The organism is Buttiauxella gaviniae ATCC 51604, from assembly GCF_001654835.1.
GTDB lineage: Bacteria > Pseudomonadota > Gammaproteobacteria > Enterobacterales > Enterobacteriaceae > Buttiauxella > Buttiauxella gaviniae.
This window is the reverse complement of sequence record NZ_LXEP01000028.1, coordinates 157,630-175,990: the sequence shown is the minus strand read 5'-3', so window position 1 is coordinate 175,990 and position 18,361 is coordinate 157,630. Positions and strand designations below refer to the sequence as shown.

Sequence of the window (18,361 nt, the reverse complement as noted above, 5' to 3'; positions counted from 1 at the left end):
CCGAATACACTTAGAAGCGGAATGTTGCAGTCGCAACAACCTGACGCTCAGCGCCCCAGAAGCAACCGTAGGTATTGAAGCAACTGGCTACATATTCACGATCAAGCAAGTTATTCACGTTGACCGCAATGCTTGAACCATTCATACCAAAGCGGCCCAGGTCATATTTGACCACTGCATCCAATACCGCAGCACTTCCCACTTTGAAGGTATTCGCAGGGTCACCGTAGCTAGAACCGATAAAGCGGCCACCAGTACCCAGCGTCAAACCACTCAACACGCCATCGTTGAAGGTGTAATCGCCCCACAGTGATGCCATATGTTCTGGCACTTGCGCAGGGGTATTACCTTTCAAGTTGGTATCTTTGGTGTATTCCGCGTCAGTGTAGGTATAAGAGGCAGTCATATTGATATTGGCATTGATAGCCGCTTTGGCTTCCAATTCAACACCACGAGCACGCACTTCACCAGCTGGAACTTGGTTAAGGGCATTGGTTGGGTCAGCCATCAACGTATCGGACTTGGTCAACTGATAAACCGCACCGGTAATCACGACTGGCATATCTTTCGGCACATACTTCACGCCGGCTTCGTATTGCTCACCTTTGGAAGGTTCATAAGCAACACGTGGTGTGCTGTACAAGCTAAAGGCATTAGGCTCGAAAGACTGGCTGTAGCTGAAATATGGTGAAATACCGTTATCAAACAGATAATTCACACCACCACGCCAGGTAAACTGCTTATCGTCACGGTCGATGTAACCATTATCACTGCGAACAGTTGTGGCTTGCTTAGACCAGTCGTAACGACCGCCCAATGTCAGCACCCACTTATCCCACTCAGCCTGATCCTGAACGTAGATACCCGTTTGTTTACTTTCGTTCATCTGGTAAGGCACTGCATCGCCGAAATCAACCGATTCCATAGGCGGCAGGTTATTCAAATCCAGTGGCGGAGCATTACCAAACAAGGCGCTGATGTCATTACGCATACGCGAGTAATCCACACCGGTTAATAGTGTGTGTTCAACAGTACCTGTAGCAAAGTTGCTTTGCAGTTGGGTATCAACGCTAAAGTTTTGCAGGCGTTCATTGTCAACAACTGTGCCACGACCTAAATAGTGGGCCCGTTGTTCTGGAGTCAGTGCCTGGCAATAAACGTTGTAGGCATTCATACCGTTATTGCACAAACCAGTACCATAGGCACTCTGCTGTGCAACTTTAATCTCAGAGAAACGTAGGTTTTGACGCACGGTGAAGGTGTCGTTAAAGCCATGTTCGAAGCTGTAACCGACCATTTTTTGGTTACGGGAATAGCTGTTATTGGTCGCACCTTCATTAAAGTCGGTTGGCAGATAGCCGCCCCCCGGCAATGGTTCAACCGTACCTTCTTTTGGCAGCCAGCCGTAGTAACCGGTTTCAGGCTCATTCTGGAAATACGACAAGAAGGTGAAGTTCGTCTTGTCATCCGGACGCCATGAGAAAGATGGTGCGATAGCATAACGCTGCGCTTCAGAATTCTGCTGTTGCTCGTTACCTGAGCGAGCAACACCGGTCAATCGATAGGAGTAAACACCATCGTCATCCAGCGCATCACTGAAATCAAAACCAGTCTGGAACAGGCTGTCAGTGCCCATTTTGAACTGTACTTCTTTAAGCGGTTCTGTGGTTGGGCGCTTACTCACCATAGAAACGATGCCGCCAGGGCTGCTTTTGCCGTACAACACTGAGGTTGGGCCACGCATCAGTTCAACGCGCTCTAGCATGTATGGGTCGATGACTGCATCGTTGTAAAAATCACCCTGCATTTTCAGGCCATCCAGATAGTTATTCTGGTTCAGGCCAACAGAAGAAAAGCCACGGATGATCACGAAATCGTAGGTGTTTGAAGCTCCACGGCTGCTTACCGTAACACCTGGTGTGTAACCTAACGCTTCTTTCACCGACTGGAATTGATGCGTCTGCATCTCTTCATTAGTCACAACTGAAATAGACTGCGGAGTCTTCTCAATCGGGGTGTCAGTTTTGGTCGCGGTGGCGGTGCGTTTTGCCGCAATCGTTGGAGACGGACCCCACGCGCTTTCGTCAGCAGCGCTGGCAGAAACTGTGATGGTATCTTCTTTGCTGGTTGTGTTGTCTGCTGCAAAACTTGATGCACTCACGCCACTGACGGCGGCCGCAACAAAGAATGCAAGTTTACGGATTGAGGTGTTGACTGGTTGTCCAGTTCTTAAACGCGCCATTGGTTTTTCTCTGATGAAGTAGTGACGAATGATAACGTAAACGATAATTATTATTAGCCGCAGAATAATAGACGAAACGGAAAGTGCATAGCAAGCAGGAAACGCCCCTGCTAAGCGCGAGGGAATAATAATTAACCAGAGTGATTGCATGGGCTTAATAAAAAAGAAAAGCCCCCGTGGTAAACGGAGGCTTTATGGGAAAACCGTGAGGTTTATTTACTGCCGAACATGTCTTTTATCCAACCTGCAACACCGTCACTACTTTCTTGCTGCTGAGGTTGTTGCTGCTGCGGCTGTTGTGGCTGCTGAGTCTGTGGCGCCTGTGACTGACTAAACGGATTGTTGTTCTGCTCAGCCTGCTGGCTTTGCTGGCACAACCCGTCCGGATTAGTGGTCCACACTGGCAACACACGATCCCCGCCGCCGCCACACTGGAAGTAGCCTGCGCTATCAACACCCATATCAACGATATCTTCCGGCGGGTTCAGCACCAGTGGAATCGGCGTCTGGTTAGCCAGATAACGTTGGTAAAGCGACATCGCCCCGCTCGCACCATATAGTTTGGTCGGCTGGTTGTTGTCACGCCCTACCCAGGTAATCGCCACTTCTTTGCCGTCGATGCCCGCAAACCAGGTATCCACGTTATCGTTGGTGGTACCCGTTTTTCCTGCTAAGTGCAGGTTCGGATATTTGCCCCCTAACGCACGACCCGTACCGCGAGCCATAACCTGCTGCATGGTAAACAGCGTCATGTATGCAGCCTGAGGAGGAACAGCCTGCTCCGCCTGTGGGAAGCTTTGGTATAGCACGGTGCCATCTTCAGCAATAACCGAACGCAAGGCTGAAAGCGTTGCCCGGTTGCCACCGCTGGCGATGGTCTGGAATGCCTGAGCCACTTCAATTGGCGTCAGGTTCAGCGCACCCAGCAACATCGCAGGAACCGGATGTAACTGGTTCTGCGGCACGCCAAGTTTGACCCAGGTATCTGTGACAGCAGGCAGGCCCAGCGCCATCCCCAGGTTGACAGTTGGTACGTTCATAGAACGCGTCAGCGCGTCCACGAGCATAACCTTGCCGCTCTCACTGTAGCGACGATCATCGTTTTGCGGCGACCACACTTGCCCGTTCGGCTGTTTCAGCGCGATTGGCGCATCGGCAATCCAGGTATTCAGACGGTAAGCGTCAGGCTGGCTTAATGCCGTCAGATAAGTCGCTGGTTTTGCCAGAGAACCGATAGAACGACGAGCCTGCATCGCGCGGTTGAAGCCCGCAAACTGCGTTTCAGCTCCGCCGACCATCGCACGAACTTCACCGGTCGAACGGTCAACAATGACCATTGCCGCTTCCAGATCTTTCAGTTTGCGCGAGTTACGCAGAACCGGAACCCCTTCACTCACCGCTTTTTCTGCCGCATCCTGAGAAACGGAGTCGAAAGTGGTGAAGATCTTCACGCCGGACAAGTCTTTAACTTTGTCGCCAAGTTTGGTCTGAAGTTCGTTACGCACCATCTGCATAAAAGCAGGCTGCGGCGAAATCACACCACCACGCGGTTGCACACCCAGAGGGCGCGCGCTCAGCATGTCGTAAAGCTCCTGGTCGATGACCTTCTGCTCTTGCAGCAAGCGCAATACAAGGTTACGACGTTCCAGCGCCAGTTTCGGGTTACGCCACGGGTTATAAATCGACGCGCCTTTCACCATGCCCACCAGCAATGCTTGCTGATCGAGGCTCAGTTCTTCTACCGGACGGCCAAAGTAATACAGGCTCGCCAGCGGGAAGCCGCGAATTTCGTTATCACCGCTCTGGCCGAGATAGACCTCGTTCAGATACAGTTCAAGGATGCGATCTTTGCCGTAACGCGCATCCATGATCAGCGCCATGTACGCTTCGTTCGCTTTACGCCAGTAAGAACGCTCGCTCGACAAGAACAGGTTTTTGACCAACTGTTGCGTCAGCGTACTCGCGCCCTGCACGGTACGGCCAGCTGTCAGGTTCGCCAGCACCGCACGGCCAATGGAGAAGAAGCTAATCCCGTCGTGCTCGTAGAAATGGCGGTCTTCTGTTGCGATCAACGTGTCGACCAGCAGCTCCGGGAACCCGGTGCGCGGCACAAACAGGCGCTGTTCACCATTCGGTGAAGACAACATGGTAATCAAGCGTGGATCCAGACGGAAGAAACCGAAGCTGCGGTTGTTATCCATGTTCTGGATGGATTCCAGATGGTCACCATCAAAATTCAGACGCGCGCGGATCTGCCCTTCTTTACTATCAGGGAAATCAAACGGACGACGGATCATCTCAATGCTGTTGCCCTGAACCGTAAACTCACCAGGGCGCGTCATCTTCGTCACCTGACGGTACTGGGTCGCCTCCAGCAGGTTAACCATCTCTTTTTTGCTGTACGGCATGTCTGGTTCAAGGTTCACCATACGGCCATAGACTGCCGCCGGGAGCTGCCAGACTTTCCCATCAATACGGGTACGGATCTTCTGATCGAGGTAAACACCGTAAATTACGAACAGCACAGCAAAGACAACAAACAGTTTTACCAGGAACCAGAACCAACGGCGCTTTTTACGTGGCGGGCGACCATTGCCATTGCCACTGCCTTTTCCTTTACGTGGCGGCATCGGTTTCTCGTCTTCATAATCATCATCGTAATCCGCGTCATATTCCTCTTCACGGACACGACGACGGCTTACTTTCTCTTTCACAGGACGTGAAGGTTTTCCTTTACGTCCAATCGGTTCGCGGTCATTCCCCGCCATTGCTTTCTCCACCAAAAATAAGGCGCACGGCCTGATTCTCCCCATCTCAACTCAAGTCGAAAGAGGAAATCTCTCAAAGTTATTGGTACTTTTTGGTACGCCGCGTAGGCAGCGCGTCTGCTGGCGAGTCCGGCCAGACGTGTTTTGGATAACGTCCTTTCATCTCTTTTTGCACTTCCCGATACGCGCCGTTCCAGAATGCGGTTAAATCACGCGTAATCTGCAATGGGCGCTGCGCCGGGGAGAGCAACTCCAGAACCAGTGGCACACGGCCTTCGGCAATCACCGGAGTCTGGGCTTCACCAAACATTTCTTGCATACGCACAGCAAGAACTGGCGGGTTTTCATCATCATAGCGAATGGCTATCTGGCTTCCAGTCGGCACAGTGTAATGAGTTGGCAGCGCACTATCCAGACGTACGCGTGCGTTCCAGTCGATCAGGTTCTGTAACGCCCGTGTGACATCAATGTTTTTTAACGCGCGAAGCGAGTGTACACCATGCAGTTCGGGTAATAACCAGCTGTCTAAATCACGCAGCAACGCCTCGTCAGAGACGTCTGGCCATTTAAGTTCTGGCAACCATTTTGCTGCACAGGCCAGGCGTGTTCTTAACTGTTGCGCATGCGCCGACCAGTTAAGCACTGACAGGCCTTTCTCACGAATACCATTAAGCATCGCTTGATGCAGTTCGTCTTCGGAAGGTTTCGCCAGTGGCTGAACTTTCAGAATTAACTTGCCAATTTGTGAACGGCGAAACGCTTTTAAGGTGCCTTGTGTTTCATCCCACTCCACAGAATCGCTTTGTGTCAGTAACTCAGGGCACTGCGCCGTTAGCGCATCAATATCCAATGGAATGGCCTGCAAGATGCGTGCATCAGGCGTATGGCTTCCCTGTAATAAAAGTGGTGCCAGCAGCCATTCGTAGCGTGTTAATGGGTCATCCTGATTGAGCATCGCCCCCATACCATTGGCTAATTGGTAGCGACCGTCCAGACCACGGCGGCGAGCAATCCTGTCGGGAAACGCCTGCGCCAGTAACGGAGCCGCAAGGGAGAAATCCGCTTCGCCACCGCGGCTGTTAAGCCTTTTAAGCAACTGGGTGCTACGCTGCTGCCAGTTATCCTGACGTCGACTAAAAGCATTACGCAAATCGCTGTCCTGACCGCGCGGTGGCTCTTCAAGAATCGCGACAAGCCGCGCTGCGGTTGCCTGTTGATCGGCATCTTTAGCGTTAACCAACATCGCTGCCAGGCGCGGTTCATTACCCAGGTTCGCCATTTTCTGGCCTACGGGTGTGAGTTTGTTTTGTCCATCCAGAGCATTGAGCTGGCGCAACAAGGTTTGCGCAGCCGCTAAATTGGTGGCAGGCGGGGCATCAAGCCAGGTCAGTTGGCCCGGATCCTGGCAACCCCATTGCAGTAAATCGAGTAGCAGGCCAGAAAGGTCGCTTTGCAGGATTTCTGGTTCACTTTGCAAGCTCGCGCGTTCTGCCTGCTCGGCACTGGTTAAGTGCAGACAGATACCCGACTCCAGACGCCCCGCTCGCCCAGCACGTTGAATCATCGACGCTTGGCTAATGCGTTGGGTGATAAGCCTTGTGAGCCCAGTGCGAACGTCAAAACGCGCGACGCGCTCCTGCGCGCAATCCACCACCAGGCGGATACCTTCAATAGTCAGGCTGGTTTCGGCAATATTGGTCGCCAGCACCACTTTGCGAGTGCCGTTTTCCGCAGGGAGAATTGCTTTGCGCTGTTCGCTTAAAGGCAGTGCACCGTATAACGGACAAAGCTGAACATCACTTGTGACGCGCTCTTGCAGCTGTTGCATAACACGCTGAATTTCACCGACACCAGGCAAAAACAGCAACAGAGAACCCGACTCTTCGCGCAGCAAATTCGCCACAGCGCTAGCAACCGCTTCATCAAAGCGTTGATGGGTAGAAAGCGGACTGTAGCGACGTTCAACCGGAAATGCTCGCCCTTCAGAGCTGATTACCGGAGCTTCCGGTAAACATTGCTGAAGGCGCGCATTATCAAGCGTTGCCGACATAATCAGCAATTTAAGATCGTCACGTAACCCTTGCTGCACGTCGAGTAACAGCGCCAGCGCCAGATCGGCTTGCAGGCTACGTTCATGGAATTCATCGAGGATCACCAGCGCAACACCTGAAAGCTCAGGATCGTGCTGAATCATGCGCGTCAAAATACCTTCGGTTACCACTTCAAGCTGGGTATTCGGCCCAACACAGGTTTCGGCACGCATCCGGTAGCCAACTGTTTCACCGGGCTTTTCACCCAATAATTCAGCCAGACGCTGTGCAACATTACGCGCAGCCAGGCGACGTGGTTCCAGCAGTAGAATGCGACCGCCCAAGTTTGCCTGCCGTAAAATCTGCAACGGCAACCAGGTCGATTTACCTGCCCCCGTTGGGGCGCTCAGTAAAACCTGCGGCGCATTTTGCAAGGCGTTAAGAATATCGGGTAGCACTGCGGCAACCGGTAATGACGGCACAAACGGCTCCAAACGAGTATGATGCGAAGTTCGCTATTGTAGCATCAAGCCAATTCATAACGAGAGACCACTATGGCCGAAACTCGCCGTCTGTTTTTTGCCCTCGAATTGCCAGCCGAGGTACAACAACAGATTATCCAGTGGCGCGCCACACAGTTCCCTGAAGATTCCGGGCGTCCGGTTGCTGCTGCAAATTTGCATCTGACTCTCGCCTTTTTAGGCGACATCAGTGTTGAAAAGCAAAAAGCACTCAGCCTGCTCGCTGGGAGAATCCGCCAGAGCGGTTTTACCCTGACAATTGATGATGCAGGGCAATGGTTGCGGTCAAACGTGGTGTGGATTGGCCCCCGGCATGCCCCCTTGGGGTTGATTCAACTGGCAAATATGTTACGTGCACAAGCGGCTCGTAGCGGGTGCTACCAAAGCCCGCAGCCGTTTCACCCGCATATCACGCTTTATCGGAACACACCGCGTGCGGTTACCATCCCGCCACCCAATTTTCGCTGGCAATACAAAGTTGAAGACTTCGTATTGTATGAGTCAGTTTTCAAGCAAGGGCGAACGCGTTACCTGGAGCTACAGCGCTGGTCATTAAGCAATAAGGAAGAGTAAATGGAGTTTAGTCCCCCGCTACAACAAGCCACACTCATCAAACGCTATAAACGCTTTCTGGCTGATGTGGTAACTCCGTCTGGTGAAGAGTTAACGCTCCATTGCCCAAACACCGGCGCGATGACCGGATGTGCAACACCAGGCGATACTGTGTGGTATTCCACATCAGATAGCCCAACTCGAAAATATCCCCACACCTGGGAAATAACCCAAACGCAAAACGGCGAATTTATTTGCGTTAATACGCTGCGCGCTAATGCGGTTGTGAATGAAGCATTAAGTTCGGAAAGCATTTCAGAATTAATTGGTTATACAACCATTAAAAGTGAAGTGAAGTATGGTGCTGAACGTAGCCGCATTGACTTTATGTTGCAGGCAGATTGCAAGGTTAACTGCTATATTGAAGTAAAATCAGTCACGTTATCAGAACAAGGAAATGGCTATTTCCCGGATGCTGTAAGTTTGCGTGGGCAGAAGCATTTGCGAGAATTGATGAACGTGGTTATGCAGGGCGAACGTGCGGTGCTGCTATTTGCAGTATTGCATTCTGCTATCACCCAGGTTTCCCCGGCACGCCACATCGACGCCAAATACGCACAATTATTATGCGAGGCGCAACTGTGTGGAGTTGAAGTTATTGCGTATAAGGCTGAACTTTCGGATAAAGGCTTGAGTCTAATCTCGCCGTTACCTGTTTGTTTGATTGAAGAGTGCCCGCAATAATTCGAGTTGCATCGCGGCGGCAAGTGAATAAGCCCCGATGAGCTTACTGCAGTAAGTGATTCGGGTGAGTAATCGCCGCCAACAAAAAGATGCAGCTTGAAGTATAAAGGGTATTAACGTTTGTCTGTTTTGTGTGCTGGCGGTTCGCGTAAATACGCTTTTCTTCACAGGCTTGTCAAGAGAGGAATTTATATAATTGCCATCCTGAAAAGCATCTGCTATTTATAGCGGCCTGATTTTCCCCCGAACAGGGGACCGATAATGCGTGTTAAGGAGAAACAACATGCAAGAAGGGCAAAAGCGTAAAACATCGTCCCTGAGTATCCTCGCCATCGCTGGGGTGGAACCATACCAGGAGAAAACGGGCGAAGAATACATGAACGAAGCCCAGCTGACGCACTTCAGGCGTATTCTTGAAGCATGGCGTAATCAACTTATGGATGAAGTTGATCGTACCGTCACGCACATGCAAGAAGAAGCGGCTAACTTCCCTGATCCGGCAGACCGTGCCACTCAGGAAGAAGAGTTCAGCCTGGAACTGCGTAACCGCGATCGCGAACGTAAACTGATCAAGAAGATCGAGAAAACGCTCAAGAAAGTGGAAGACGAAGATTTCGGTTACTGCGAATCTTGTGGCGTTGAAATCGGCATTCGCCGTCTCGAAGCTCGTCCGACAGCTGATTTGTGCATTGACTGTAAAACGTTGGCAGAAATTCGCGAAAAACAAATGGCCGGTTAACGGCTCGCAATTTCAGATTACTCATAATGGCGGGATACTCTCCCGCCTTATTTATTTCTAGCCTACCGCAGCAAATCATGAACACACCCCACTACATTGGACGCTTTGCCCCCTCGCCTTCGGGTGAACTCCATTTCGGCTCGCTAATTGCCGCACTCGGCAGCTACCTGCAAGCACGCTCAAAACAAGGCCAATGGCTGGTGCGTATCGAAGATATCGACCCACCACGTGAAGTACCGGGCGCTGCTGCTACTATATTGCGCCAACTTGAGCATTACGGTCTGGAGTGGGATGGTGAAGTTTTATGGCAATCCCAACGACACGAAGCCTACCGCGAAGCACTCTCATGGTTACATCAGCAAGGGCTGAGTTATTACTGCACCTGCACGCGCAGCCGGATTCAGCAAATTGGCGGTTTTTACGATGGCCATTGCCGCGCGTTAAACCAAGGTCCTAATAATGCCGCGTTGCGTTTTATACAACATCACCCGGTATTAAGTTTTGAAGATAAACTTCATGGGACGTTAATAGCCGACGAACAACTGGCCCGCGAAGATTTCATCATTCACCGCCGGGATGGGTTATTTGCCTATAATCTTGCTGTGGTAGTGGATGATAATTATCGAGGTGTGAGCGAAATTGTACGTGGCGCAGATTTAATTGAGCCAACGGTAAGACAAATTTCGCTGTATCAACAATTTGGTTGGACGGTGCCTGATTACGTACATTTGCCCTTAGTGCTTAATGAGAATGGGGCAAAGCTTTCTAAGCAGAACCACGCGCCAGCCCTACCGCAAGGCGATCCACGTCCGGTTATTCATGCCGCGCTGGCATTTTTGAATCAACCAGAAATTGCCCATTGGCAAGATTTGACGCTCAACGAATTACTCAGTCAGGCGGTGCAAACCTGGTCGCTTGAGGCTATTGAACCAGGCTCGGCGTGAATACGCCATTCTCAAATGCCACGCACTGAGCTATGATTAGCCGCTGTTTTTTTTGTCCCTATGATTGACACTGCCGAGGTGTACTATTTTTACCCGAGTCGCTAATTTTTGCCGCAAGGTGCTTAACCGCGATGACGTCGTGGTCGAGGAGATTGAAGATCTCCCGCAAATCACGGTAATTCCGCGTGACCAGCACGCTCTGTCCCGCAAAGATATCAGTGAAAATGCCCTCAAGGTGCTCTATCGTCTGAACAAAGCTGGCTACGAGGCTTACCTCGTGGGTGGCGGTGTCCGTGACCTTTTGCTCGGCAAACAGCCGAAAGACTTTGATGTCACGACCAGTGCTACGCCAGATCAAGTGCGTAAACTGTTCCGCAACTGTCGTCTGGTGGGTCGTCGCTTCCGTCTGGCGCATGTAATGTTTGGGCCGGAAATCATCGAAGTTGCTACTTTCCGTGGTCACCATGAAGAGCAAAAGTCTGACAAACAGACTTCTCAGACCGGTCAAAACGGTATGTTGCTTCGTGACAACATCTTCGGTTCTATCGAAGAAGATGCACAGCGCCGCGATTTCACAATCAACAGCCTCTATTACAGCGTGGCTGATTTCTCCGTTCGCGATTATGTCGGCGGCCTGCGTGATTTACGCAATGGCGTTATCCGTCTGATTGGTGACCCTGAAACGCGCTACCGTGAAGACCCTGTACGTATGCTTCGTGCAGTGCGCTTTGCCGCCAAGCTGAACATGACGATTAGCCCGGAAACTGGCGAACCTATTCCGCGCTTAGCGACCTTGATTAACGATGTGCCGCCTGCTCGTTTGTTTGAAGAGTCATTGAAACTTCTGCAAGCTGGCCACGGTTATCCAACTTACGAATTACTGCGCGAATATCAGCTGTTCCAGCCGTTATTCCCGACCATCACCCGCTACTTTACCGAGCAGGGTGACAGCCCGATGGAACGAATGATTGTTCAGGTGCTGAAGAATACCGATAACCGCATTCAGAATGATATGCGTGTTAATCCGGCCTTCCTGTTCTCTGCCATATTCTGGTATCCGCAACTTGAGATGGCCCAAAAGCTGACTCAGGAAAGCGGCCTTGCCTATATGGATGCTTTTGCACTGGCGATGAACGAAGTGCTGGATGAAGCTTGCCGTGCGCTGGCGATTCCAAAACGTATCACCACGCTGGTTCGTGATATCTGGGGCCTGCAGCTTCGCCTGTCACGCCGCCAGGGCAAACGCGCATGGAAGCTGATGGAGCATCCTAAATTCCGTGCAGCTTACGATTTGCTGGCACTGCGTGCTGAAGTGGAAAATAACCAGGAATTACTGCGCCTGACCAAATGGTGGGGTGAGTTCCAGGTTGCAGCTCCGCCGGCACAGAAAGATATGCTCGATGTGTTAGGTGATGAACCTGCCGATCGCCGCCGTCACCGCCGTCCACGCAAGCGTGCACCACGCAGCGGTGGAAGTGCATGACGCTTGCGTACATCGCTCTCGGCAGCAACCAGGCGTCACCGCTTGAGCAAGTGACTCAAGCGCTGAACGCCATTGCAACCATCCCGCAAAGCCGGGTGGTTGCAACTTCCTCGTACTACCGCACCCCGCCGCTCGGCCCGCAAGACCAACCCGATTACCTCAATGCTGCTGTGGCACTAGAAACCGAACTGTCTCCCGAAGCATTACTAGCCCATACTCAACGTATTGAGTTGGAGCATGGTCGCGTGCGTAAAGCTGAACGCTGGGGGCCGCGCACGCTTGATCTCGACATCATGCTGTTCGGTAATCTGACTGTTGCAACACCAACGCTTATCGTGCCGCATTATGATATGAAAAATCGCGCGTTTATGTTGGTTCCGCTGCTGGAAATTGCACCTGACTGCACCTTCCCGGACGGCAAACGCGCCGCTGATATTTTAGATACTCTCTCCCAGGATGGGATTACGTTTTGGTAACCACGGACGTGTTCTGTTTGCTAATGTAGCGATTTCACCTCTCATTCTTATTTCTCTGGGATTGCCATGAAACCAATCACCATGTCTCAGTTGCGCCAGTGGAAACAGGCCCAACGCAAATTCGCAACCATCACCTCTTATGATTTCAGCTTTGCAAAACTGTTTGCCGATGAAGGCATTGGTGTGATGCTAGTTGGCGATTCATTAGGGATGACTGTTCAGGGGCACGACTCCACTTTACCCGTTACCGTGGAAGATATTGCCTACCACACCCGCGCCGTGCGCCGTGGTGCGCCAAACTGCCTGCTGCTTGCTGACCTGCCTTTTATGGCATATGCCACACCTGAACAGGCGTTTGCCAATTCAGCCATCGTTATGCGCGCTGGTGCTAATATGGTCAAAATCGAAGGCGGGCGCTGGTTGGTTGAAACAGTCAAGATGCTGACCGAACGTGCCGTTCCGGTATGCGGGCATTTGGGCCTTACGCCGCAATCCGTGAACATCTTCGGTGGCTATAAAGTCCAGGGGCGTGATGAAGCCGCCGCACAGACACTATTCGATGATGCCGTGGCACTCGAAGCGGCAGGTGCACAATTGTTGGTGTTGGAATGTGTTCCGGTCGCTCTGGCAAAACGCATCACTGAAGCACTGAGCATTCCGGTCATCGGTATTGGCGCGGGTAATGTCACAGATGGACAGATTCTGGTCATGCACGATGCCTTTGGTATCACCGGTGGTCATATTCCAAAATTCGCCAAAAACTTCCTTACAGGAAACGGCGACATGCGCGCCGCGGTACGCCAGTACATAACTGAAGTTGAATCAGGCACCTACCCAGGTGAAGAACATAGTTTCCACTGACAGGAGAAGGGTTGTGTTGATTATCGAAACGATACCGCTGTTACGTCAGCAAATCCGCCGCTGGCGCCAGGAAGGTAAACGCATCGCACTGGTGCCGACCATGGGCAACCTGCACGACGGCCATATGAAACTGGTCGATGATGCGAAAAGCCGCGCCGATGTGGTGGTTACCACCATATTTGTGAACCCGATGCAGTTTGACCGACCGGATGATTTAACTCGCTATCCCCGCACCTTGCAGGAAGATTGCGAGAAACTAAACCGTCGCAAAGTCGATTTGGTGTTTGCCCCTGCCCCAGCCGATATTTATCCACAAGGACTGGACTCACAGACCTTTGTTGAAGTTCCAGGGCTTTCTACCATGCTCGAAGGCGCAAGTCGTCCAGGGCATTTCCGTGGCGTCTCTACCATTGTCAGCAAGCTCTTTAACATGGTGCAGCCTGATATCGCCTGCTTCGGTGAGAAGGACTTCCAGCAAGTCGCCGTGATCCGCAAGATGGTGGCGGATATGGGTTATGACATCGAAATTATCGGCGTGCCAACGGTTCGTGCGAAAGACGGCCTGGCACTGAGTTCACGCAATGGTTATCTAACCGCAGAACAGCGCAAAATTGCGCCAGGTTTGCATAAAGTGATGCAGTCTCTGGCAGATAAACTGCGGTCTGGTGAGCGAGACACGGAAGAAATGTTGGCTATCGCCGCCACCGAACTGAATGAAAAAGGTTTTCGTTCTGACGACCTGCAAATTCGCGATGCCGATACCTTGTTAGAGCTGAACGTTGAGAGTAAACGTGCGGTGGTATTAATGGCCGCATGGCTTGGCCAGGCGCGTTTGATTGATAATATTCAGGTTGATCTGGCGCAGTAGACAGCATTCATAAATCGGGCAATACTGCCCGCTTATATTCATAGAGCTGATAAAATCAGCTCTATTCGGACCCCGTAATAAAGGTTTAATTTTATGATACGCACCATGCTGCAAGGCAAACTTCACCGTGTCAAAGTGACGCAGGCGGATTTGCATTATGAAGGCTCCTGCGCCATCGATCAGGACTTCCTTGAGGCGGCAGGCATTCTGGAATATGAAGCCATTGATATTTATAACGTCACCAACGGTAAGCGTTTTTCAACTTACGCTATCGCGGGTGAGCGCGGTTCAAAAATCATTTCGGTGAATGGTGCCGCAGCGCATTGCGCGGATGTTGGCGACATCATGATCATTGCCACTTACGTGACTATGCCAGATGAGCAAGCCCGCACCTGGCAGCCGAAAGTCGCCTATTTCGATGGCGATAACGAAATGAAACGTCTCGCTAAAGCCGTACCGGTTCAGGTTGCATAACAACCTCCGAACGAATGAAAAAGACCTGCTTTGTTAAGCAGGTCTTTTTTTATCTTAAGATTTTGTCTGGTTGCTGATAAGCCGCGACATGGTCTCTAACGAGTCAGTTCTCAATATATAAAGTCGTTTTAGCAAAAACGGATTATCCCCCGGCTTCACTTTCCCACGCACTGTCGTCACAGCCATATGGAACCCCGCATCGTTGGCTGCTGTCACCGCCTTATCGTTGTAGCCGCCGAACGGATACGAAAGATATAAAACATGCGGATTAAACTGCGCAAGCGCGCGGCGCGAGTGTTCAAAATCAAGCAGGATATTACGATAGGTGCGGCGTAAAAGTGTCGGCTGACGATTAGCGTCAACGCGATGCAAGAAATGGGTATGCGACTGGATATCAAACACATCCTGGCTGGCCTGTAATTCCGAGATACTCATAAACTGCAGCGTTTTCGGGTTCCAGGTTTGCGGATGCGCCTTGATGCGCGAAGAAATAATAAAGGACGTCGCTTTGAAGCCGTACTCTTTAAGAATCGGATAAGCGTAGCGATAAACCGATTTCAGGCCATCGTCAAAGGTAATCACTACCGCCCGCGCGGGCAGATTCATACGGTTACGCACGTAGCCTTCGAGCTGATACATCGTAAGGGTGGTGTAGCCCGTGTCGCGCAACCAGGTCATTTGGTTGCTGAATGCTACCACCGAGGTAGTTGTTGATGTATGGCGAAAGCGAGTGTTCTCTTCATCACGCAGAATATGGTGGTAGGTGAGTACCGGAATACCATTGTCCTGCTGCGCATCGAGACTGCTGACATACCCAAGGCGATTGCCAATACGAATTTGATACCAGGTTTGGTTTAAACGGTCTTTCAGACTGGCAATAATTGGGTAACGTAAATTATCGGCCAATGTACCGAACGTGGCGCTCCGGGTATCCGGTTCGTTATACACAGCAACATCACGGAAAGTGACCAGATTCTGGTTGCTCAGCGGTTTATTCAGATCACCCAGTCGGTCTTCAATCCGTTGCTTACCTACAACCGGTTCAAGATGCTCTTTATCAATAAAGCCGGTGCCAAAGCCAAAGTTAAATTCGTAATAGTCTGCCGCCATTGGCACGACCGCCAGAATCTGCCCTTCCTGAACAGAGCCAACAGAGATGACTTTATCCCCCACCTGCGCCCAGATATCAGCATCTTCAGTGGTTTGCATATATTGCGCGGGAGTGTGATTGCTGCTGAGCAGGCTGGCATTAGCGCTACTGCCACAAATCAGCATCAGCACAGCAAAAATAAGGCGAGTTAGCATAACGAATTTGATAGCACTGAGTGTCCCAACGGCGGAAAGTGGGTGTCATTCTAACAAAAGCCCACCCGATACCAACCTTTCAAATCAATATTGGTGGAGTAATACGAATGGCGGATTTTTTTGCTGTTGATGCCAGAGGCTGGTGATGTCATCGCCACCCTGCTCAACAATGCGGTCACGGAACTCTTCGCTGGTCAGCGTTTCTCGGTGCATGCGCATCGCGAATAGCACAGGCAGCGTGACACCAGAGATCACTTCACAATGGGAATGTTGGTGGCTCATGAGTGCAGCCGTACGATAAGGTGCAGCCCCGGTTTGATCGGTCAGAAAGACCACTCCATCCCCAGAATCGCAATTGTACAATGCATCACACATCATACGGCTTAGCATATTGGTGCTAAGCCCATTCCAATAATTCACCGCGTAACATTGCGGTTGCGGTCCAAAACGTCGCTCGATTGCATCCAGCATATCTTGAGCGTAATAGTCATGACCGGCAATAACCCAACCTAACATCGCGTTCTCCTTTTCGCAGAGCGCAAGTGTGCCAGAGCGGGAAATCTGCCACGTGATGCTAATCAAAACGGAGTAAGAAAACGCTCAGTAACCTCCCCTTTCGGGGAGGTTAGCAGAATTAGCTGCGCAAACCGCGGCCACGTTGAATCAGATACCAACACAGGATATAGAAGGCGGCGATAAAGCCCACCAGCACGGTGACAGTAAATAGCAATGGTACGTCGTTGATACCGAGGAAACCGTAACGGAAGCCACTGATCATATACACCACCGGGTTCAGGTGGGATAAAGCCTGCCAGAACGGTGGCAACAGCGTCAGGGAGTAGAATACACCGCCTAAATAGGTCAGCGGAGTCAGCACGAAAGTTGGGATCAGGCTGATGTCGTCAAAGGTCTTGGCAAACACGGCATTGAGCAAACCAGCTAACGAGAACAGGATGGCAGTCAACAGCAGCGTCAGGGCGACAAACAGCCACGAGTGAACCTGGAAAGGCACGAAGAACAGCGATACTGCCGTCACCAGAATCCCGACACACAGACCTCGCGCCACACCACCGCCAACATAACCGGCAATGATAATGTGCGTCGGCACAGGTGCCACCAGCAGCTCTTCAATGTTGCGCTGGAACTTCGCACTGAAGAACGAAGAGGCCACGTTAGCGTAAGAGTTAGTAATCACCGCCATCATGATCAGGCCCGGCACGATGAACTGCATGTAGGTAAAACCATGCATTGAGCCAATCTGCGAGCCAATCAAATTACCGAAAATAATAAAATACAGGGTCATGGTGATGACCGGCGGTACCAGCGTCTGGATCCAGATACGCGTGAAACGGTGAATTTCTTTAGTCCAGATACTTTTTAGCGCCACCCAATAGAGATGCATCATGCCTGCTCTCCTTTCGAGCCATTTACCAGCGTGACGAACAACTCCTCAAGACGGTTAGCTTTGTTACGCATACTTAATACCTGAACCCCTTGCGAGCTTAACTGACTGAAGACACTATTTATTCCTTGCTCACGCAGCACTTCCACTTCCAGAGTGGAAGTATCCACCAGCCGATATTGGTAGCCATCGAGCTTCGGTAATGGGCTTTTCGGTGCTAAATCGAGAATAAAAGTTTCTGACTTCAGTTTTGAAAGTAGTGATTTCATCGAGGTGTTTTCGACTAGCTCACCGTTTTGAATAATACCGATATTGCGGCACAGCATTTCTGCTTCTTCAAGGTAGTGAGTGGTCAGAATAATAGTGGTGCCTTTATCGTTCAGATCCTTCAGGAATCCCCACATCGAGCGACGTAGTTCAATGTCGACACCCGCAGTTGGCTCATCAAGAATCAACAACTTTGGCTCATGCATTAAGGCACGAGCAATCATCAGACGGCGTTTCATACCACCCGATAACATACGTGCACGTTCGTTGCGTTTTTCCCACAGATCGAGCTGTTTCAGGTACTTTTCGCTACGCGCAATGGCTTCGTTTTTTTCAACGCCATAGTATCCCGCCTGGTGCACAACGATTTGCTGTACGGTCTCAAACGGGTTGAAGTTAAACTCCTGCGGCACCAAACCAAGCTGGCGTTTAGCGTTAACAATGTCTTTTTGCAGGTCATAACCAAACACGCGTACCCGGCCAGAGGTTTTATTTACCAGCGAGCTGATAATACCGATGGTAGTGGATTTCCCTGCGCCATTCGGCCCCAGCAGAGCGTAAAAGTCCCCTGCCTCAACACGAAGATCTATGCCACGCAGTGCCTGAACACCGCCGGGATAGGTTTTCGTTAACTGTTCCAGTTCTAATGCAATGGTCATTATTTGCGGTTACCTTGTTCGGTACA

Annotated in this window: 15 protein-coding genes and 1 pseudogene; 9 read left to right on the top strand and 7 right to left on the bottom strand. The window is 51.1% G+C overall.

All coding sequences use genetic code 11. The features are described from left to right. Positions 1-10: 10 nt before the first annotated feature. From fhuA to hrpB, 3 genes are all read right to left on the bottom strand, one after another. A complete protein-coding gene (gene fhuA, locus M977_RS14620; protein ID WP_064516291.1) occupies positions 11-2,242 on the bottom strand; it encodes a ferrichrome porin FhuA in 2,232 nt (743 codons plus the stop codon). A 212-nt stretch (positions 2,243-2,454) separates the two neighbouring features. Then, positions 2,455-5,010: a bifunctional glycosyl transferase/transpeptidase gene (gene mrcB, locus M977_RS14615; protein WP_064516289.1), complete on the bottom strand. Its 2,556-nt coding sequence runs from the start codon at positions 5,008-5,010 to the stop codon at positions 2,455-2,457. A 79-nt stretch (positions 5,011-5,089) separates the two neighbouring features. Then, positions 5,090-7,522 carry an ATP-dependent helicase HrpB gene (gene hrpB / locus M977_RS14610; protein ID WP_064516287.1) on the bottom strand — a complete coding sequence of 811 codons (2,433 nt, stop codon included), beginning with the start codon at positions 7,520-7,522 and terminating at the stop codon, positions 5,090-5,092. A gap of 72 nt (positions 7,523-7,594) precedes the next feature. Here hrpB and thpR point away from each other — a divergent pair, with 72 nt between their 5' ends. The 9 genes and pseudogenes from thpR (at position 7,595) to panD (ending at position 14,702) form a co-directional block, all read left to right on the top strand. Beyond that, on the top strand, positions 7,595-8,134 hold the full coding sequence (gene thpR, locus M977_RS14605) for an RNA 2',3'-cyclic phosphodiesterase (protein ID WP_064516285.1): 540 nt from the start codon (positions 7,595-7,597) through the stop codon (positions 8,132-8,134). Further along, positions 8,135-8,857 carry a DNA/RNA nuclease SfsA gene (gene sfsA / locus M977_RS14600; protein WP_064516284.1) on the top strand — a complete coding sequence of 241 codons (723 nt, stop codon included), beginning with the start codon at positions 8,135-8,137 and terminating at the stop codon, positions 8,855-8,857. A gap of 283 nt (positions 8,858-9,140) precedes the next feature. Beyond that, positions 9,141-9,596, top strand: a complete 456-nt coding sequence (dksA, locus tag M977_RS14595) for an RNA polymerase-binding protein DksA (RefSeq protein WP_064516282.1) — start codon at positions 9,141-9,143, stop codon at positions 9,594-9,596. A gap of 77 nt (positions 9,597-9,673) precedes the next feature. Next, positions 9,674-10,569: pseudogene (gluQRS, locus tag M977_RS14590) on the top strand (tRNA glutamyl-Q(34) synthetase GluQRS). 56 nt (positions 10,570-10,625) lie between these two features. Beyond that, entirely contained in the window at positions 10,626-12,023 is a 1,398-nt protein-coding gene (gene pcnB, locus M977_RS14585; protein WP_208326165.1) for a polynucleotide adenylyltransferase PcnB, read from the top strand. After that, positions 12,020-12,499 carry a 2-amino-4-hydroxy-6-hydroxymethyldihydropteridine diphosphokinase gene (folK, locus tag M977_RS14580; protein WP_064516276.1) on the top strand — a complete coding sequence of 160 codons (480 nt, stop codon included), beginning with the start codon at positions 12,020-12,022 and terminating at the stop codon, positions 12,497-12,499. The genes pcnB and folK overlap by 4 nt, the downstream gene beginning before the upstream one ends. A 66-nt stretch (positions 12,500-12,565) precedes the next feature. Then, the gene (gene panB / locus M977_RS14575; RefSeq protein ID WP_064516274.1) at positions 12,566-13,360 is read left to right on the top strand and encodes a 3-methyl-2-oxobutanoate hydroxymethyltransferase; all 795 of its coding nucleotides are present in this window, start codon (positions 12,566-12,568) and stop codon (positions 13,358-13,360) included. Between the two features lie 13 nt (positions 13,361-13,373). Next, positions 13,374-14,228 (top strand): pantoate--beta-alanine ligase, encoded by an 855-nt coding sequence (panC, locus tag M977_RS14570; RefSeq protein ID WP_034460889.1) that lies wholly within the window; start codon positions 13,374-13,376, stop codon positions 14,226-14,228. 93 nt (positions 14,229-14,321) lie between these two features. Continuing rightward, on the top strand, positions 14,322-14,702 hold the full coding sequence (gene panD, locus M977_RS14565) for an aspartate 1-decarboxylase (RefSeq protein WP_034460890.1): 381 nt from the start codon (positions 14,322-14,324) through the stop codon (positions 14,700-14,702). A 54-nt stretch (positions 14,703-14,756) separates the two neighbouring features. On the opposite strand, the gene M977_RS14560 is transcribed toward panD, so the two are convergent. From M977_RS14560 to M977_RS14545, 4 genes are all read right to left on the bottom strand, one after another. Then, a complete protein-coding gene (locus M977_RS14560) occupies positions 14,757-16,007 on the bottom strand; it encodes a polysaccharide deacetylase family protein (protein WP_064516272.1) in 1,251 nt (416 codons plus the stop codon). An 84-nt stretch (positions 16,008-16,091) separates the two neighbouring features. Then, positions 16,092-16,523: a PTS sugar transporter subunit IIA gene (locus tag M977_RS14555; protein ID WP_064516270.1), complete on the bottom strand. Its 432-nt coding sequence runs from the start codon at positions 16,521-16,523 to the stop codon at positions 16,092-16,094. Between the two features lie 118 nt (positions 16,524-16,641). Then, positions 16,642-17,412: an ABC transporter permease gene (locus M977_RS14550; protein WP_034460895.1), complete on the bottom strand. Its 771-nt coding sequence runs from the start codon at positions 17,410-17,412 to the stop codon at positions 16,642-16,644. Continuing rightward, entirely contained in the window at positions 17,409-18,335 is a 927-nt protein-coding gene (locus tag M977_RS14545) for an ABC transporter ATP-binding protein (RefSeq protein WP_064516268.1), read from the bottom strand. Before M977_RS14545 ends, M977_RS14550 begins: the two co-directional genes overlap by 4 nt. Between the last annotated feature and the right edge of the window lie 26 nt (positions 18,336-18,361).